15 protein-coding genes and 1 pseudogene are annotated in these 18,382 nt (G+C 61.4%); 4 read left to right on the top strand and 12 right to left on the bottom strand.

Features of this window, described 5'->3' with window-relative positions; genetic code table 11:
- Positions 1-11: 11 nt before the first annotated feature.
- Together pgl and zwf are read right to left on the bottom strand one after the other, a co-directional pair.
- Positions 12-725, bottom strand: coding sequence for a 6-phosphogluconolactonase (gene pgl / locus CS390_RS05220; protein WP_099773659.1), 714 nt, complete (start codon positions 723-725; stop codon positions 12-14).
- The gene (zwf, locus tag CS390_RS05215) at positions 712-2,181 is read right to left on the bottom strand and encodes a glucose-6-phosphate dehydrogenase (RefSeq protein WP_099773658.1); all 1,470 of its coding nucleotides are present in this window, start codon (positions 2,179-2,181) and stop codon (positions 712-714) included. The genes pgl and zwf overlap by 14 nt, the downstream gene beginning before the upstream one ends.
- 213 nt (positions 2,182-2,394) lie before the next feature.
- Here zwf and hexR point away from each other — a divergent pair, with 213 nt between their 5' ends.
- Positions 2,395-3,255, top strand: coding sequence for a MurR/RpiR family transcriptional regulator (gene hexR, locus CS390_RS05210; protein ID WP_218060847.1), 861 nt, complete (start codon positions 2,395-2,397; stop codon positions 3,253-3,255).
- On the opposite strand, the gene CS390_RS05205 is transcribed toward hexR, so the two are convergent.
- From CS390_RS05205 to edd, 10 genes are all read right to left on the bottom strand, one after another.
- On the bottom strand, positions 3,248-4,102 hold the full coding sequence (locus tag CS390_RS05205; RefSeq protein WP_065760146.1) for a D-hexose-6-phosphate mutarotase: 855 nt from the start codon (positions 4,100-4,102) through the stop codon (positions 3,248-3,250). The genes hexR and CS390_RS05205 overlap by 8 nt on opposite strands.
- A 119-nt stretch (positions 4,103-4,221) precedes the next feature.
- Positions 4,222-5,568: a carbohydrate porin gene (locus tag CS390_RS05200; protein ID WP_065760147.1), complete on the bottom strand. Its 1,347-nt coding sequence runs from the start codon at positions 5,566-5,568 to the stop codon at positions 4,222-4,224.
- Between the two features lie 54 nt (positions 5,569-5,622).
- Entirely contained in the window at positions 5,623-6,798 is a 1,176-nt protein-coding gene (locus CS390_RS05195) for an ABC transporter ATP-binding protein (protein WP_099773657.1), read from the bottom strand.
- A 3-nt stretch (positions 6,799-6,801) separates the two neighbouring features.
- Entirely contained in the window at positions 6,802-7,647 is an 846-nt protein-coding gene (locus CS390_RS05190) for a carbohydrate ABC transporter permease (RefSeq protein WP_065760149.1), read from the bottom strand.
- Positions 7,640-8,548, bottom strand: coding sequence for a carbohydrate ABC transporter permease (locus tag CS390_RS05185; protein WP_065760150.1), 909 nt, complete (start codon positions 8,546-8,548; stop codon positions 7,640-7,642). The genes CS390_RS05190 and CS390_RS05185 overlap by 8 nt, the downstream gene beginning before the upstream one ends.
- Before the next feature lie 86 nt (positions 8,549-8,634).
- Complete coding sequence (locus CS390_RS05180; protein ID WP_099776547.1) at positions 8,635-9,897, bottom strand: ABC transporter substrate-binding protein; 1,263 nt, start codon at positions 9,895-9,897, stop codon at positions 8,635-8,637.
- Positions 9,898-10,069: 172 nt separating this feature from the next.
- Positions 10,070-11,530, bottom strand: coding sequence for an ATP-binding protein (locus tag CS390_RS05175; protein ID WP_099773656.1), 1,461 nt, complete (start codon positions 11,528-11,530; stop codon positions 10,070-10,072).
- Positions 11,511-12,236, bottom strand: coding sequence for a response regulator (locus CS390_RS05170; protein ID WP_099773655.1), 726 nt, complete (start codon positions 12,234-12,236; stop codon positions 11,511-11,513). The genes CS390_RS05175 and CS390_RS05170 overlap by 20 nt, the downstream gene beginning before the upstream one ends.
- 47 nt (positions 12,237-12,283) lie before the next feature.
- Positions 12,284-13,240 (bottom strand): glucokinase, encoded by a 957-nt coding sequence (locus tag CS390_RS05165; RefSeq protein ID WP_099773654.1) that lies wholly within the window; start codon positions 13,238-13,240, stop codon positions 12,284-12,286.
- Entirely contained in the window at positions 13,237-15,063 is a 1,827-nt protein-coding gene (gene edd, locus CS390_RS05160) for a phosphogluconate dehydratase (protein ID WP_099773653.1), read from the bottom strand. The genes CS390_RS05165 and edd overlap by 4 nt, the downstream gene beginning before the upstream one ends.
- Before the next feature lie 267 nt (positions 15,064-15,330).
- On the opposite strand from edd, the gene gap reads away from it, so the two are divergent.
- From gap to CS390_RS25615, 3 genes and pseudogenes are all read left to right on the top strand, one after another.
- Positions 15,331-16,332 carry a type I glyceraldehyde-3-phosphate dehydrogenase gene (gap, locus tag CS390_RS05155; protein WP_099773652.1) on the top strand — a complete coding sequence of 334 codons (1,002 nt, stop codon included), beginning with the start codon at positions 15,331-15,333 and terminating at the stop codon, positions 16,330-16,332.
- 217 nt (positions 16,333-16,549) lie between these two features.
- A complete protein-coding gene (locus tag CS390_RS05150) occupies positions 16,550-16,948 on the top strand; it encodes a YbaN family protein (RefSeq protein WP_065760158.1) in 399 nt (132 codons plus the stop codon).
- A 125-nt stretch (positions 16,949-17,073) separates the two neighbouring features.
- Positions 17,074-18,354: pseudogene (locus tag CS390_RS25615) on the top strand (HAMP domain-containing protein); the annotation flags it as partial.
- Between the last annotated feature and the right edge of the window lie 28 nt (positions 18,355-18,382).

Raw genomic sequence — 18,382 nt, 5'->3', positions numbered from 1 at the left:
GGGTCCTTGGCTCATGGGCACCAGAAAATATCCAGGGAAGCGTGTAGAAAGGCGCGAATTGGCATTTCGGCAGGGTCATCCCCTGCCAGCGCGGCGCGCAGGGTAGCGAGTTTGCCTTGCCCTTGCACGGACAAGGCAGTGAATGCGGCAGTCCCCAGCAAGGCACGGGTCATGCTCAGGCGCTGATGCGGAACACTCGGTGCCAGCATGGGCAGGCAACGTCGAGGGCTGTCGGCTGCCAGGCCTTGGGCAAGGTTCGGGCTGGCCGGAAACAGCGACGCTGTATGCCCGTCATCGCCCATACCCAGCACCAGCACATCAATCGGCGGCAACTCGGCCAAGGCCTGATCGGCGTCCAGGGCAGCCGCTTCAAGGCTGGCACTGGCACGATACAGGCCAATAAAACGAGCCTTGGCCGCCGCCCCGACCAACAGGTAGCGCTTGAGCAGCCCGGCATTACTGTCGACATGCTCCACCGGCACCCAGCGCTCATCCGCAAGGCTGACCACTACCTTTGACCAGTCCAGCGACCGGCGTGCCAGGCATTGGAAAAACATCACCGGGCTACGACCACCAGAGACGACCAGGGTGGCCTGCCCGTTGGCGGCAATGGCCGCACTCAGGCGCTCGGCGACATTCTTGGCCAGGTCTTCAGCCTGCAGCGCCGGGCTTGCATAGGTATGCGTCGCCACGTTAGCCGGCCATTGCAGTTCAGATATCGCCATACCACGACCTCCCATCACGGGTTATCAGCGCGATCGAGCTCATCGGCCCCCAGGACCCGGCGGCGTAGGGCTTGGGCGCTTCGCCCGAACTCTTCCAACCGGCAATCAACTGGTCGCACCACTTCCACGCGTATTCGATTTCATCCTTGCGCACAAACAGGTTCTGATTGCCGCGCATCACTTCCAACAACAACCGCTCGTAGGCATCGGGGATGCGTGTACTGCGGTAGGTGTCGGAGAAATTCAATTGCAACGGGCCGCTGCGTAACTGCATGCCCTTGTCCAGGCCCTGCTCCTTGGTCATCACCCGCAAAGAAATACCTTCGTCCGGCTGCAAACGAATGATCAGCTTGTTACCGATCTGTAAACGCTGCTCCGGCGCGAAGATGTAGTGCGGCGGTTCCTTGAAGTGGATGACGATCTGCGACAATTTCTGCGGCATCCGCTTGCCGGTACGCAGGTAGAACGGCACACCGGCCCAGCGCCAGTTGCGAATGTCGGCACGCAAGGCAACAAAGGTTTCGGTATTGCTTTGCGGGTTGGCGTTGTCTTCTTCCAGGTATCCCGGTACCGGGCGCCCCTCACTGTAACCGGCGATGTACTGGCCACGTACCACGCGGCTGCCGAGGCCTTCACCGGTGATCGGCGCCAGCGCCTTGAGCACCTTGACCTTCTCATCACGGATACTGTCGGCCGACAGGTCGCTGGGCGGGTCCATGGCGATCAGGCAAAGCAATTGCAGCAGGTGGTTCTGAATCATGTCCCGTAGCTGGCCGGCCTTGTCGAAGTAGCCCCAGCGCCCTTCGATACCCACCTTCTCCGCCACGGTGATCTCCACATGGGAGATCGAATTCTGGTTCCACTGGGTTTCGAACAGGCTGTTGGCGAAGCGCAGCGCAATCAGGTTCTGGACGGTTTCCTTGCCCAGGTAATGGTCGATGCGGTAGACCCGGTTTTCCGGGAAAAACTGCGCCACGGCATCATTGACCCGCCGTGACGACTCCAGGTCGTGGCCAATCGGTTTTTCCAGCACAACCCGGGTACGCGGGCCGAGGCCGACCTTGTCGAGGTTTTCGCAGATGCCGCCATAAACCGCTGCAGGCGTTGCGAAGTAGGCGATCAGTGGCGCCTGGGGAGCGACCTTTTCGGCGAGCGTCTGATAGTCATCCGCCTTGAGAAAGTCCACATGCAGGTAACTCAGGCGAGCCAGGAAGCGCTGCAGAGGGATGACCTCTATCTGCCCGGCCTCGACGAATTCATGCAGGTGCGCTTCGATTCGCTGCAGGTGCTCCTCGACGCTGCCCGGCTCGCGGGCCAATGCCAACACCTGGGTGTCGGCATGCAACAGCCCGGCGCGATCCAGCTGATACAGCGCCGGAAACAGCTTGCGCAATGCCAGGTCGCCAAGGGCGCCAAACAGGGCAAACGTACAAGGCTCAACGGAGATCGAAGACATGATGTTGGTTCTTTTATCAAGTTGACGTACAAATACCCTGTTCAAGGGCAGTAATCAAGGGGATTATGTAGTAATAAACACAACATTTGACCCCTTGGACAGATTCAAGTGGTGAAGCAATCAGGCCATCAGTACGATAGGCCACCCCCAAAAAGCCCGCTGCTGCCCGCTATTGGCTGCATCCTCGACCCAAGGACATAAACCATGGACCGCGTGCGAAACCTCCTGGAACAGATCCAGGGCCGCCTTGAAGAGCTGAACAAGGCCGAGCGCAAAGTCGCCGAAGTCATCCTGCTCAACCCTCAGCAAGCGACGCGCTTCAGCATTGCCGCCCTGGCCCAGGCGGCCAAGGTCAGCGAACCGACCGTGAACCGCTTCTGCCGCTCGTTCGATGTCAGCGGCTACCCTGAACTCAAACTGCAACTGGCGCAGAGCCTGGCCAGTGGCGCCGCCTACGTCAGCCGCGCTGTCGAGGCCGACGATGATCCGGCCGCCTACACCCAGAAAATCTTCGGCAGTGCCATCGCCTCGCTGGACAGTGCCTGCCAGCAACTCGACCCGCAGTTGATCAGCCGCGCCGTCGACATGCTGATCCAGGCCCGGCAGATCCACTTCTTCGGCCTCGGCGCCTCGGCCCCAGTGGCTCTGGATGCCCAACACAAGTTCTTCCGTTTCAACCTTGCCGTGTCGGCCCATGCCGATGTCCTGATGCAGCGCATGCTGGCGTCGGTGGCGCACACCGGCGAACTGTTCGTGATCATTTCCTACACAGGGCGCACCCGCGAACTGGTCGAAGTCGCACGCCTGGCCCGTGAAAACGGTGCCTCGGTGCTCGGCCTGACCGCTGCCGGCTCACCACTGGCCAAGGCCAGCAGCCTTAGCCTGAACATCCCGCTGCCGGAAGACACCGACATCTACATGCCGATGACCTCGCGGATCATCCAGCTGACGGTACTCGATGTACTGGCAACCGGCATGACCCTGCGCCGTGGCGTGGACTTCCAGCCACACCTGCGCAAAATCAAGGAAAGCCTCAACGCCAGCCGCTACCCGATCGACGACGAACTCAATTGAACAGGTGCGCCTGCAGCCGCAGATGAGCCTGCTCGCCCGGTGCCAGGCTCAGGCTGTCGTTGTGGCCACTGGTCGCCTCGACGCAGACAAAGCCGAGGGTTTCGCTGCCACTGACACCCATCAGCGGCCGACTACCGGGGTGCCAGACCACCGTGTCCTCGCTGTCGCCCATGTCAATGCACAGCTGGCGCTTCCAGGCCGGGTCGTGCAGTTGTAGCGTTGCCGCATTCTGGAACACCCGCTGACAGCCGCCCAGCACTTTCAGCTCACCTTTCTGCCGGCAGGTTTGACGACTCAATTGGTCGTAACCTTCCGCACCTTCGAGCCCAGACAGCGCTATCTTTGAGACGTCACTGATACGCCAGTAAGCCAGCAGCGCATGACTCAACTGGCAGGGCAAGCTGTCCTGATGCTCAGTACGCAACTGCAACTCCATGCCATCACCGAGCCGCGCCTGCAAGTCAACCTGCCAGTCACACAGCTGCAAACGCCAGGTCAGGCTAACCCCTTCGGCATCCTCTGAGCTGTCGATCAGCTTCCAGTCCAGCAGGCGTGCCCAACCATGAGAAGGCCAGAGGTCTTCACTGGGGTGACGACCGTACCAGGGCCAGCACACCGGCACACCGCCACGGATCGCCCCAACCTGTGGCCACTGTGCGGCACACCACAACCACGGGCGCTGGCCCTGCGGCTGAAAATGCAGCAACTGGGCGCCCTGACGACTGAACACCGCCTGGCAACGTGGGTGATCAATGATCAGCACGTCGCGCTGCTGATGGCGCTCCCACTCAAAGGTCGGACGCGGCCGGCGCGAGGTGAAAAAGCGCTGGAGCGGATGCTCTTGCATGGCTAGGAACTCTGATTGACTGACGGGCTTTATCGCCAGCCAGCTCAGCACCTACAGGCAGGTGCTGAGCAAGCCGACAATCAGCTGCAACAAATGGCGTAAATTTACAACATATTACGTCAGAACACCGACTGAATCTTCAAGCCGGCGACGACCGCGTTGTCCACCTCATCCACACCCCCTGGGCTGCGGATGTACTGCAGGTTCGGCCGTACGGTCAGCCAGTTGGTGACGTGAAAACCGTAGTACAGCTCGGCGTTGTACTCGGTCTTCTGGACAGGGACGAACGCCGGGTTGTCGTAGTCGTTGATACCACTGACATCATTGAGCAACTCTGCACGTTTTTTCACATCGTCGTTCACGTGAATACGCGCCACGCCAAAGCCGATGTCGTCCTTGGGTCGCCCGTCAAAGGCACCTTTGTAGACCAGGCCGACCTGCTGGTAGTTATCGACCACGTTGGTGGCCTTGTCGTGAACGGTGAAGTTGGCGAAAAGGCTCAAACCACGTGCGGCATCGCCGTTGTGCGCAGTAACCTGCTGCTGGGCGACAACCCACCAGCCATGCTTGCTGCTGTGCGATTTGAAGTCATTACCGGTTAGCGCTTGCGGTTGGCCATTGATGTCTTCAAAGACATCGTCAGCCTTGGCGGTGCTGTAGTAGTAACCCAGACGGTACTCACCCGGCAGGTCGTTGACCTTGGGCGACCAGACCATTTCCACCGGCAGGATCATGCCCTTGGTACCACTGCCACTGAGCTTGAAGCCGTTGCCGGTTTCCAGGTTGGACGGGTTCTGCTCAAACACGCCGACCTGAGCGAAGAACTCCGGGGTAATGTTGTACTTGACCCGCAACGCCCACTGGCTGACGGGCCAGTTGTACCAGATGCTGCCAACCCAGTTGCCAACCTGGGATCCACAGAACGCCAGGTTCTGGAAGTCGCAGGGGAAGCTGTTGAAGTCCTCGCCCGGGCCGAAGCGACCGACTTTGACGTCCAGCGCCTGATCGAAATACTGCTGCTTGATCCACATCTGGGTCAGCCGCCAAGTCTGGCCGCGCCCCCACACTTCCTGCACCGAACTGAACTGCCCGGCACGCGGATCACTGATGCGGTCGTTGGACAGGTTACGGCCACTGCGTTCCGTAACGGCCAGCTTGAACTCGGTATCCTGCCAACCGAGGATCTTTTCCAGGTCCAGCTTCACGCCCAAGGCAAACTGGTCGCTGTAGCGCGCCGTCTTGTCATCGTTGTAGCCACCGCTGAGGTTGCCAGCCACCTCGCCCACGTACTCCAGCGAGAAGTCGTAACCCTTCTCCAGCAACTCGGTACGCGTGCCGCCCCAATCTCCGGTCATCCATTTCGATTCCGGGTCGAAAGCACCGGCAGCATGAGCACCACCGTTTACCCCGAACGCGGCCAGCAAGGTCAGCGGAGCCAGCGACCTGATGCGTTTGTAATGAGCCATCCCTTGTTTCCTCGTCTTATTGTTATCGATGGATTTACACGTCCTGCAAACGGCTCAGCGCCCCTTGAACTGCGCCACATTGTCCTTGGCTACATTGTCCTTGGGCGCATGCACTTGCGGGTTGCCGACCACACCCAATCGCTCACCCGTTACGGCGTCGAACAGCAACACCCGCGCCGGGTCGAACTGCAGGTTCAGGTTGTCCCCCACCTGCACCGGGCAGTCAGGCGCCAGGCGACAGCAGACTTTGGTGCCGTTGAGGCTGACGAACACCAGAGTGTCCGGGCCGGTAGGTTCGATCACCTGCACCTCGGCACGAATACTGGGCAGGCCATTGGGCTGTTCCGGTGCCAGGCAGACTTGTTCGGGGCGAATGCCCAGAATCACTTCACGCTCTTCCAGGCCCGCATCGTCGATGCCCATCGGCAACTCGCAGCGCGCCTGACCACTGTCGAGCAGCGCCAGCAGCCGACTGTCCTTGCGCTGCAGACGCAAAGGAATGAAGTTCATCGGCGGAGAGCCAATGAAACTGGCGACGAACAGGTTGGCCGGGTCGTTATAGATCTGCTGCGGGGTTCCGAACTGCTGGATCAGCCCGTCCTTCATCACCGCGACCTTGTCGCCCAGGGTCATCGCTTCGATCTGGTCGTGAGTCACGTAGACCGTGGTGGTCTTCAAGCGTTGGTGCATCAGCTTGATCTCGGTGCGCATCTCCACCCGCAACTTGGCGTCGAGGTTGGACAGTGGCTCATCGAACAGGTAGATCTTCGGCCGCCGCGCCAACGCCCGGCCCATCGCCACGCGCTGTTGTTGACCACCCGAGAGCTGACCGGGCTTGCGATTGAGCAAGTGCTCGATCTGCAGCAGCCTGGACACCCGCGCCACCTCTTCTTCGATGGCGGCGGCGGGCATCTTGCGGATCTTCAGGCCGAAGGCGATGTTCTCCCGCACGTTCATGGTCGGGTACAGCGCATAGGACTGAAAGACCATGGCAATGTCCCGGTCCTTCGGGCTCATGCCGCTGATATCAGCCTCATCCACCAGGATCGCCCCGCCGCTGATCTGCTCCAGCCCGGCGATGCAGTTCATCAAGGTCGACTTGCCGCAGCCCGAGGGGCCAACCAGAATCAGGAACTCGCCCGAGTCGATCTTCAGCTCGATGTTCTTCAAGGTGTCCGGCAGGCCACTGCCGTAGGTCTTGTTGACGTTGCGCAATTCAAGCGTTGCCATAATTCACCCCTTGACCGCGCCGGCAGTGAGCCCGCGCAGGAAATACTTGCCAGCCATCACATAGACCAACAGGGTCGGTAACCCGGCGATCATCGCCGCCGCCATGTCGACGTTGTATTCCTTGACCCCGGTACTGGTGTTGACCAGGTTGTTCAGCGCCACCGTGATTGGCTGGGCATCGCCGCTGGCGAACACCACGCCGAAAAGAAAGTCGTTCCAGATCTGCGTGAACTGCCAGATCAGGCAGACCATGATGATCGGCACCGACATGGGCAGCAGGATCTTCCCGAAGATGGTGAAGAAGCCCGCACCATCGAGCCGTGCCGCCCGCACCAGAGCATCCGGGACACTGGTGTAGTAGTTGCGAAAGAACAGCGTGGTAAAGGCCAGGCCATAGACGATATGCACCAGCACAAGGCCCGTGGTGGTGCTGGCCAGGCCCAGCTTGCCGAGGGTGAACGAGGCCGGCAGCAGCACGGTCTGAAACGGCAGAAAGCAACCGAACAACAGCAAGCCGAAAAACAACTGCGAGCCACGGAAGCGCCACATCGACAGCACATACCCGTTAAGCGCCCCCAACAGCGTCGAAACCACCACCGCCGGTACGGTGATTTTCACCGAGTTCCAGAAGTAGCCACCCACGGTGTCCCAAGCCTTGATCCAGCCGATGCCCGTGATCACCTCGGGCCAGCTCAGCAAGTTGCCGGTGCGGATGTCATCCGGTGATTTGAAGCTGGTCAGCAGCATCACGATCAGCGGGATCAGGTAGACCGCGCAGGCCAGCAGCAAGGTGCCGTAGATGGCCAGGCGGCTGAGGCTGAAGCCACGCGAAGCAAGAGGCTTAGTCATGGCGCTTGTTCCTCAATTCCGAGTACAGGTAAGGCACCAGGATGGACAGGATCGCCCCCAGCATCAGAATCGCGCTGGCCGAGCCCATGCCCATCTGCCCGCGGCTGAAGGTGAAGGCGTACATGAACATCGCCGGCAAGTCGGAGGCGTAGCCCGGGCCACCTGCAGTCATCGCGGCGACCAGGTCGAAACTCTTGATCGCAATGTGCGCCAGGATCATCAGTGCACTGAAAAACACCGGGCGCAGGCTCGGCAGGACAATGCGCAGGTAAATACTCGGCAGGCTTGCCCCATCGACCTGGGCGGCACGGATGATCGACTGATCGACACCCCGCAGGCCCGCCAGGAACAAGGCCATGACAAAGCCCGAGGCCTGCCACACCGCGGCAATCACCAGGCAGTAGACAACGCGGTCCGGATCGACCAGCCAGTCCAGGCGGAAGCCCTCCCAGCCCCAATCACGCAGCAGCTTGTCCAGGCCCAGGCCGGGGTTGAGCAACCACTTCCAGGCAGTACCGGTGACAATCATCGACAGCGCCATCGGGTACAGGTAGATGGTGCGGATAAAGCCTTCACGGCGGATGCGCTGATCGAGCAACACCGCCAGCAGCACGCCGACCACCAGGCTGATGCTGATGAACAGCCCACCGAACACCAGCAGGTTCTTGCTCGCCACCCACCAACGGTCGTTCTCCAGCAGCTTGGCGTACTGCGCCAGCCCTACCCATTTGTAGCTGGGCATGAAACTGGAGTTGGTGAACGACAGCAGGAAGGTCCAGAAGATGTAGCCATAGAACCCCACCAGGACGATCAGCATGCTTGGCGCCAGCACCAGTTTTGGCAGCCAGCGTTGCAATGCGTCGAGGGGCGAGGCCTTGTTGAGTGCAACAACAGTGCTCATCGTGGAAATCTCGAATGGAGGGCGGCGCGAAGCACCGCATCGCCGGCAAGGCCGGCTCCTACAGCGGGTAGAGCAGGCTCACAGCCTCACTTGGCCGACTTGATCGCCGAACTCAGTTGCTTGACCGCCTTGGCCGGATCGGCGCTCGGGTCATTGAGGAAGTTGGTGACCACATCGAAGATGGCCCCCTGCACGGCAAGCGACGTGGCCATGTTGTGCGCCATGCTCGGTTGCAGGCCGTCACCTTTTTCGGCGTCCTTGAAGTCCACCGACGACTTCTGCGTGCAGGCGTCGAACAGGCTCATGTCCATGTCCTGACGCACCGGCAGCGAGCCTTTGTTCCGGTTGAACACGGTCTGGAACTCAGGCTCCAGCGCGACCTTGGCCAGATCGTTCTGGGCCTTGATGTCGTTCGCGTTCTTGAGTTTGAACATCGCCAGCGAGTCGATGTTGTAGGTAAAACTGCCCTGGGTTCCGGGGAAGGCCACGCACAAGTAGTCCTTGCCGGCGACCTTGCCTGCAGCGGTCCACTCGCTCTTGGCCCAGTCGCCCATGATCTGCATGCCCGCCTTGCCGCTGATGACCTCGGCCGCCGCAATGTTCCAGTCACGCCCCGCGCGGTTCGGGTCCATGTAGGTGCCCAGGCGCTGCAAGGTCTTGAACACCTCGACCATTTTCTCGCCGGTCAGGGCCTGCTCATCAAGCTCGACGAAGGCCGCGTGATAGCCCTTGGTCCCCAGAATGCTCAGTGCCAGGTCTTCGAAAACCGTGCTGTCCTGCCATGGCTGACCGCCATGGGCGAGCGCAGTGAAGCCTGCAGCCTTGAGTTTGTCGGCAGCAGCAAAGAGCTCATCAAGGGTGGTCGGCACCTTGGCACCGGCTTTCTCGAACACCTGCGGGTTGATCCACAGCCAGTTGACCCGGTGGATATTCACCGGCACCGCAACGTAGTGACCGTCGTACTTCATGATGTCGGCGACTTGTTTGGGCAGCAACGCATCCCAGTGGTTGGCCTTGGACACGTCATCCAGTTCAGTCAGCAGGCCGAGGGCGCCCCACTCCTGGATGTCCGGCCCCTTGATCTGGGCGGCGGCAGGGGGGTTACCGGAAATGGCCCGGGTTTTCAGCACGGTCATGGCGGCTGCACCACCGCCACCGGCAACGGCGTTGTCCTTCCAGACGAAACCGTCTTTCTTGACCTGTTCCTTCAGGGTTTCCACGGCCTTTGCTTCACCACCGGACGTCCACCAGTGCAGCACTTCCACTGTACCGGGATCGGCAGCGATGGCGCTCAGGGGGAACAAGGAGGCAAGAGAAATGACAGCGGCGAGGCGAGTAATCGCATTCATCGAAGGGAACCTTTTCTTGTTGTTATGCAGGTGCAAGTCGTGGTGCTTGCGCTGCATAGCAGTCTAACCAGAGGCCCGCCCGCTGGACGTAACGAAGGGATGCGCGAATGTCACCAAGCAGTGACATTGCACAAGCGCCGTCCTGTCCCGGCCGACCGCCAATTCAGTGAACTCAATCACCGGTTCGCGGCAGGCGCAGGGTGACCCGCAGCCCCCCTTCACGCAGGTTTTGCAGGGTCAGCTCGCCGCCATGACTGTGAGCAATATTGCGGGCGATCCCCAGGCCAAGGCCATAACCCTGCTGCTGCCCGGCCAGCCTGAAGTGGGGCTCGAACACCTGTTCCAGGCGCTGCTCGGGCACGCCAGGGCCTTCGTCATCGACATGCAGCACGAACGCCTGATCGCTGTCCTCGATCCGCAGGTGCGCACGCTGGCCGTACTTGAGCGCATTGTCGATCAGATTGCCCATGCACCGGCGCAGCGCCAACGGCTTGCCGGGGTATGGCGCCAGCACCTGCCCCTCAAGGGTGACCTGACCGGTCCCCAGGTACGGCTCGATCAGGCCATGCAGCGCCTGGGCCAGATCGATCGGTTCGATGTTCTCGTGGATGTCGGTATCTTTCACACACTGCAGCGCGCCCTTGACCAGCATCTCCAGCTCATCCAGGTCACGGCTGAACTTGCGCTGCACGTGCTCGTCATCCAACAACTCGACCCGCAGCCGCAAACGGGTGATCGGGGTGCGTAAATCATGGGAAATCGCGCTGAACAACTGGCTGCGCTCCGTCAAATAACGGCTGATGCGCTCGCGCATGGCATTGAAGGCACGGCCTACCTCGACCACTTCGCTGCCACCGCCTTCGACCACCGGCTCTACCTCGGCCGCCCCTAGCGAAAGGTCCCGCGCCGCCCGCGCCAGGCGTTTCAACGGACGGCTCTGCCAATGCACCAGTACACCGATGAACAGCAACAGGAAGGTACTGGTCAGCACCATGAAACCGATCTGCTGACCCGGCACGCCCTCTTCTTCCAGGCTGGTGTACGGCTCAGGCAACAGCGAGGCGATGTACAACCACTCACCCGGCGCCAAACCGATTTGTGTCACCAGCACCGGCGGATCAAGTGGCGCCAGGGTCAGCGCGTAATGCGCCCAGGATCGCGGCAGTTCGTCCAGCTTCAGGCCGCTGTTGAACACCCGCAGCTCCTTTGGGCTGACGAACTCCACAGAGATACTCATCTGCTCACCCAGGCGTTGGCGCAACACCTGTTCCACGGCTTCGATCACTGCTTTTTTGCGCGGTGTGGCCGGCAACATCTGCATGTCCAATGGATGGTCGTTGAGCGACACCACGAAACGGGTACCGCCCATGCTACGCAACTGGTCCAGCACCATCGGCCGATAGGCCACAGGCAGCGAGCGAAAGTAGCTGACGCTGGCGGTCATCGAGTGAGCCAGGCTGCGCGCACTGGCCACCAAGCCCTCCAGTTGGCTGGCCCGCAGCTGCGAGAGCCAGATCAGGCTGGCCAGCCCCTGGGCCAGCAACACCGCCAACAACGTCAACAGCAGCATGCGCCCGAGCAGCGAACGCGGCCACGGCAGGCGCCAGCGCCGCTCAGTGCGCAGGCGCGACATGGGCTGCCAGCAGATAACCGCTGCCGCGAACAGTACGAATCAAACGGGGTGGTTTTTCAGTGTCACGCAGACGCTGACGCAGGCGGCTGACCGCCATGTCGACAATCCGGTCCAGCGGCATCGGTTCCCGACCACGGGTGGCATTGCCGATGGTGTCGCGGTCGAGGATTTGTTGCGGATGATCGAGAAACAGCTTGAGCAAGGCGAAATCCGCCCCTGACAGAATCACCTCTTCACCGTCGCGGTGAAACAGCCGGTGGCTGACCGTGTCCAACCGCCACTCATCGAACGCCAGGACCTCACCGCCGTTACGCTCCTGAGCAAAACCGGCCCGGCGCAACAGGGCTTTGATACGCGCCTGCAACTCGCGCGGGCTGAACGGCTTGCCCAGATAATCGTCGGCCCCCAGCTCCAGGCCAATCACCCGATCGGCCTCATCGGAGCTGGCCGTCAACATGATGATCGGCACCTGGGACTGGCGCGGATGTTGGCGAGTCCAGCGGCACAAGCTGAAACCATCTTCATCCGGGAGCATCACGTCGAGGATCACCAGATCATGACCACCCTCGTCCAATGCCTGACGAAACCCCTGACCGTTGGCCACCGCGCACACGGCAAAGCCTGAACGGCTCAGGTAGGCTTGCAGCAGTTCACGAATGTCCTGGTCATCATCGACCAACAGGATCGACTTACCGGCAGTACTCAATGCATTGATCCTTGGCGGGTCTTGTTGCCCGCTGCACGCTTAGGCCCTCAGGCCTGTTTCTGCTGCAAGGCGACACCGGCGCCAAGCAGGCCGGAAAATTCGGCCGTCACCAGCCATACCGGTACATCCTTGAAATAGCCGCTCATGCAGCCCTTGTCAGCAAAACACTCGGCAAACCCGCTGTTCAGGAACAGTTCGGCGAAGCGCGGAATCACGCCGCCAACGATGTACACGCCACCGCGTGCGCCCAAGGTGAGTACATTGTTGCCCGCCACACGCCCCAGGAAGCGACAGAACTGCTCAATCACCGAACACGCCAACGGCTCGCCGGCCAGAGCCGCCTCGGTGATCGCAGCCGGGGTCTGCAGCACTGCACGATGGCCATCCAATAGGCAGATCGCCTGGTACAAGCGCAGCAAACCGCCGCCACTGAGCACGGTTTCAGCGCTGACATGGCCGATTTCACGCTCGATCTGTTGGCGAATCGCCGCTTCACGGGCATTGCCGACCGGCAGATCGACATGGCCGCCCTCGCCCGGCAAGGCCATCCAGCGCCCTTCGCCCAATGACAGCAGGGTACCAACGCCCAGGCCTGTGCCCGGGCCGATGACCACCGCCGGGCGCAACGCCTCGGCCTGCCCGGCACACACCTCGCGAAACTCGCCGGGCTGCAATCGGGTCATGCCCAGGGCCATGGCCGAGAAGTCGTTGATCAGCAGCAGCTCATCCACCTGCAAGGTTTTGCAGAATGCCTGCCGGCTGAGCCGCCAATGGTTGTTGGTGAAACGAAACGCATCGCCGTCTACAGGCCCTGCGACGGCCAGGCACACAGCGCCCAAGGCGCCACGCCCCAGGCCATGGTCGCTCAGGTAAGCGTCGATGGCCTGTTCCGGGCTGGTGTAGTCGGCGGTCTGATAGACCTTGACCGAGTGCATCCGATCGTTTTCCCACAAGGCAAAACGGGCATTGGTGCCACCGATGTCACCCAGCAGCGCACGCTTCATTTCAGCGCCTCCAGTGAAGCGGTGAAGGCGCTGGCGCCGTGCTGCGCCGAACTCATCGCATGGCGCATGAAGCCAAACAGCTCGCGCCCACAGCCCAGGTCATTGCCGGTTGGGGCTTGCGCCAGCGGCCTTGCCGCCAGCTCGACCTCATCGACACACACCAGCAGCGTCCCCGTATGACCATCGACACGAATGATGTCGCCATCGCGTACCCGCGCCAGCGGGCCGCCATCGAAGGCTTCCGGGCAAACGTGGATAGCCGCGGGGATCTTGCCCGAGGCGCCAGACATACGCCCGTCGGTGACCAGCGCGACCTTGAAGCCACGGTCTTGCAGCACACCGAGAAACGGCGTCATCTTGTGCAGTTCCGGCATGCCATTGCTGCGCGGCCCTTGAAAGCGCATCACCGCGACAAAGTCGCGCTCCAGCTCGCCGGCCTTGAAGGCATCGGCCAATGCCTGCTGATCATGGAACACCCGCGCCGGGGCTTCGACCACCTGATGCTCCGGGGCCACCGCCGAGACTTTCATTACGCCCAACCCCAGGTTGCCCTGCATGACCCGCAAACCGCCCTCAGGCGAGAACGGACGGGCCAGTGGTCGCAGGATGCTCTCGTCCAGACTGGCCGCAGGGCCGTCACGCCAGACCAGTTTGCCCTCCTCAAGGAACGGCTCCTGGGTGTAGCGACGCAGCCCGTGCCCCGCCACAGTGTTGACGTCCTCGTGCAACAGGCCGCCATCGAGCAGCTCGCGAATCAGGAACGCCATGCCGCCAGCGGCCTGGAAATGGTTAATGTCGGCCTTGCCATTGGGGTAGACATGCGACAGCGTCGGCACGACTTCGGAGAGGTCGGCCATGTCCTGCCAGGTCAACTGGATACCGGCCGCCTGCGCAATGGCGGGCATGTGCAAGGTATGGTTGGTCGAACCGCCAGTGGCGTGCAGCGCCACGATGGAGTTGACCAGCGCCTTCTCGTCGACGATTTCGCCCAAGGGCATGAAGTCGCCGCTGGCCTTGGTCATCCGCGTGACCTGTTGCGCCGCATAGGCGGTCAGGGCATCACGCAGTGGCGTGTACGGGTTGACGAACGAAGCGCCCGGCAAGTGCAGCCCCATCACTTCCATCAGCAACTGGTTGGTGTTGGCAGTGCCATAGAAGGTGCAGGTGCCGGGGCTGTGGTAGGACTTCATCTCCGACTCCAGCAGCTCTTCGCGGCTGGCCTTGCCCTCGGCATAACGCTGGCGTACGTCGGCTTTTTCCTTGTTGGAGATGCCCGACGGCATCGGCCCACCCGGGACGAACATCGTCGGCAGGTGACCGAAACGCAACGCACCCATCATCAATCCGGGAACGATCTTGTCACAGATCCCCAGGCACAGCGTTGCGTCAAACATGTTGTGCGAGAGCGCCACCGCAGTCGCCATGGCGATCACCTCGCGGCTGGCCAAGGCCAGTTCCATGCCAGGCTCACCTTGGGTGACACCATCGCACATTGCTGGCACACCGCCTGCGAACTGACCGACCGATCCGACCTCGCGCAATGCCTGCTTGATCTGCTCGGGGAAGTGCTCGTAGGGCTGATGCGCCGAGAGCATGTCGTTATAGGCCGAAACGATGGCGACGTTGGCCGAGTTCATCAGGCGCAGGTTCTGCTTGTCCTGAGGGGCGCAGCCGGCCACACCGTGGGCAAAGTTGGCGCACTGCAGCTTGGCTCGCATCGGTCCGTCACTGGCGGCCCCGCGAATCAGTTGCAGGTAGCGCTCGCGGGTAGGACGACTGCGAGCGATCAACCGTTCGGTGACCTCAAGGATGCGCGGATGCATGTACTGGACTCCAGGCTAGCGGTGATTGCGACCGGTGCAGCAGTTTCCCTTATCGCCAATCCCCGCCTAGGCTCTTGTACAGGGGATCGGTCGTATCGGGAGGACGACCTGCCAGGTCACTCGTTGTATATCGAACAAAATACTGCCATCAAAAAGGCTTGTTTTCTATTTTTTTAGGAATAATCTTGTTATTCCAACAACAAAATCAGATTCAGTGAAGTGTTCACTCGCATCTCGGGCTTCACCTGGTCTGCAAGAGGCAGCTCCATGACCCTACGAATTGCAATCAATGGCTTTGGCCGCATCGGCCGCAACATTCTTCGTGCACTCTATACCCAAGGCTACCGCCAGGACCTGCAGGTCGTCGCCATCAACGATTTGGGGGACAGCGCGATCAACGCTCACCTGCTCAAATACGACAGCGTCCATGGGATATTCGAGGCCAGCGTGGCGTCCGATCAGGAAAGCCTGACCGTCAACGGTGACCGCATTGCCGTCAGCGCCATTCGCAACCCTGCCGAGCTGCCCTGGAAGGCCGAGGCCATCGATGTGGTCTTTGAATGCACCGGGCTGTTCACCGACCGCGCCAAGGCGGCCGCCCATCTTACTGCCGGGGCACGCAAAGTCATTATCTCGGCACCGGCCAAGGGCGCTGACGCCACCATCGTCTATGGCGTCAACCACGACATTCTGCGCCAATCGCACCAGATCATCTCCAGCGCCTCCTGCACCACCAACTGCCTTGCACCGGTGGCCCAGGTGCTGCACCGCGAACTGGGCATCGAGCAAGGCCTGATGACCACGATCCACGCCTACACCAACGACCAGAGCCTTACCGACGTGTACCACAGCGACCCGTTCCGCGCCCGCGCGGCCACCCAATCGATGATCCCGAGCAAGACCGGCGCCGCCGAGGCGGTGGGCCTGGTGTTGCCGGAGCTGGCCGGCAAGCTGACCGGGATGGCGGTGCGGGTACCCGTGATCAACGTGTCGCTGGTCGACCTGACGGTGAACCTCAAGCGCGAGGCGAGTGCCGAGGAGGTCAACGCCCTGCTCAAGGAAGCCAGCCAACACTCGAAGGTCCTCGGTTACAACAACCTGCCGCTGGTTTCCTGCGACTTCAATCACAACCCGCTGTCATCGATTTTCGACGCCAACCACACCAAGGCCAACGGCAAGCTGCTGAAGGTGCTGGCCTGGTACGACAATGAGTGGGGCTTCTCCAACCGCATGCTGGATAACTGCCTGGCGCTGTGCAACGCGCAATGAGTCGATGCAGGCGATAACAACGCGAAGGGGAGCGCCTCCCTTTCGCGGCCCGCAGCCATACCCCTGCCGCACCTGCCCACCCTGTAAACACAGGCAGCCAAGCCAAGACGTGCTGGATCTTCATCGCCAAAGGCCGCAAACTGCGCGACGAAGCTCCCTTCAAGCCCGCTATCGCCACTGACGGCAACCGGGCCCTACCCGCACAGTCAAAGCGCCCATGCCTCGCCCACCCGCCTCCAAGTTGTCCCGCCTGATGTTCGGCCTACTGGCTTATACAAGCCTGACTATTGGCCTGATTGCCATTTTCGTTCCCGGCCTGCCGACCACCGAGTTCATTCTGCTCGCTGCCTGGGCCGCCACCCGCAGTTCCCCGCGCCTGAGCCACTGGCTGGAAAATCACCGCCTGTTCGGCCCCATGCTGCACAACTGGCACAACGGCAAGGTGATAACCCGCAAGACCAAGTTCAGCGCCTCCGTGAGCATGCTGCTGTGCAGCGCACTGATGCTGGTAATGCTCGAACATCGCTGGCCGCTGTTTTGCGCCCTCGCGGGCATGGCCCTGGTCAACCTGTGGATCTGGTCACGCCCGGAACAGGTTTCTGTGACAAACAGATGACCGCCCACCGCATACGACTAAAGTCTAACAAGGCCCTGCCGATACACCGATATCGCTGAACTCATCTGGCGAACAGCGCCGAGCAACTCGGCTTTTCAACGACCCGTTCATTTGCGAGTACGTTCATGTTCGACACGCTTTCGATTCGTCTGAAAATCGTTCTGCTTTCCGGCCTCTGCCTGCTGGGGGTCGTTGCCCTGGTCGTCAGCATCAACCTGTACCAGTCACACGACAGCGATCAACTGGTCGATAAAGCCAGCAGCACCATGCTCACCCGCAACGTACAGGCGTTGCTGCAAGCGCGGGCGGGTGAAAAGGCCGAGTTGCTCAAACGCACCTTCAGCAACAAGCTGACCCTGGCCACTGGCGTCAGCGACCAGGCGCTGGACCTTCGCAAGCTGGGCCAGGCCCAGACGATGGACGCGGCCAGTGTGCGCGCCGCACTGAGCCAAAGCCTGGCGACCGCGTTCAATCGCAACACCGACATCCTCGGCCTCTGGCTGGTGTTCCAGCCCAATGCGCTGGACGGCCGCGACAGCGCGTTCGTCAATACACTGGCAAATGGCGGCAACGACAGCGGGCGCTTCGCCACCTATTGGAGCCGCGCCCAAGGCACCGCGCTGAACACACTGATTGTCGAAGACGACCTGGCCAAAACCGAGCTCAACCTCAGCGGCACCCCCTACAACAGCTGGTACACCTGCACCTTCAACAGTGCCCAGCCCTGCCTGCTGGAACCTTATGAAGATACCGTCGGCGGCAAAAAAGTGCTGATGACCAGTATCACCGTACCGCTGCTCAGCGACGGCAAGGTGATTGGCGTGGCCGGCGTCGACATGGCGCTGGACGATCTGCAAACCGCTGCCAGCGCCGCCCAGCGTGAACTGTTCGACGGCGCCGGCCACCTGCTGGTCGTTTCTTCAGGTGGCCTGCTCGCCGCCAACAGCAATGACGCCAGCAAAGTCGGCCGAGGTATTGAGCAGGCCCTTGGCCAGGAAGGTCGGCAGGCACTGGAAAGGCTTACCGACAAACGCCCTCACGTCATCGAGCAGGGGACAATGGTTCGCGCCCTGTACCCGGTCGAACCGATCCCGAGCAGCAAACCTTGGGGGGTGTTGATCGACCTGCCAAAAGACGTACTGTTGGCCGATGCCAGTGCCCTGCAAAAGGTGCTGCAAGAGGCCCGTACCAGTGGCACCCTGAAGGTTCTGTTGCTCGCAGCCCTCGCCGGTCTTGGCGGCCTGCTGGTGATCTGGATGACCGCCACCGGCGTAACCCGACCACTGAACAGCGTGGCCGCGATGCTTGAAGACATCGCCAGCGGCGACGGCGACCTGACCCAACGCCTGCACTATGCCCGGCAGGACGAACTGGGACGGCTGACCGGCGGCTTCAACCGCTTCCTCGACAAGCTGCAGCCGATCATCGCCCAGA

The organism is Pseudomonas sp. HLS-6 (assembly GCF_002753995.1).
GTDB classification, from domain to species: domain Bacteria; phylum Pseudomonadota; class Gammaproteobacteria; order Pseudomonadales; family Pseudomonadaceae; genus Aquipseudomonas; species Aquipseudomonas defluvii.
The sequence above is the reverse complement of the archived record's forward strand: the minus strand, read 5'-3'. Positions and strand labels throughout refer to the sequence as shown.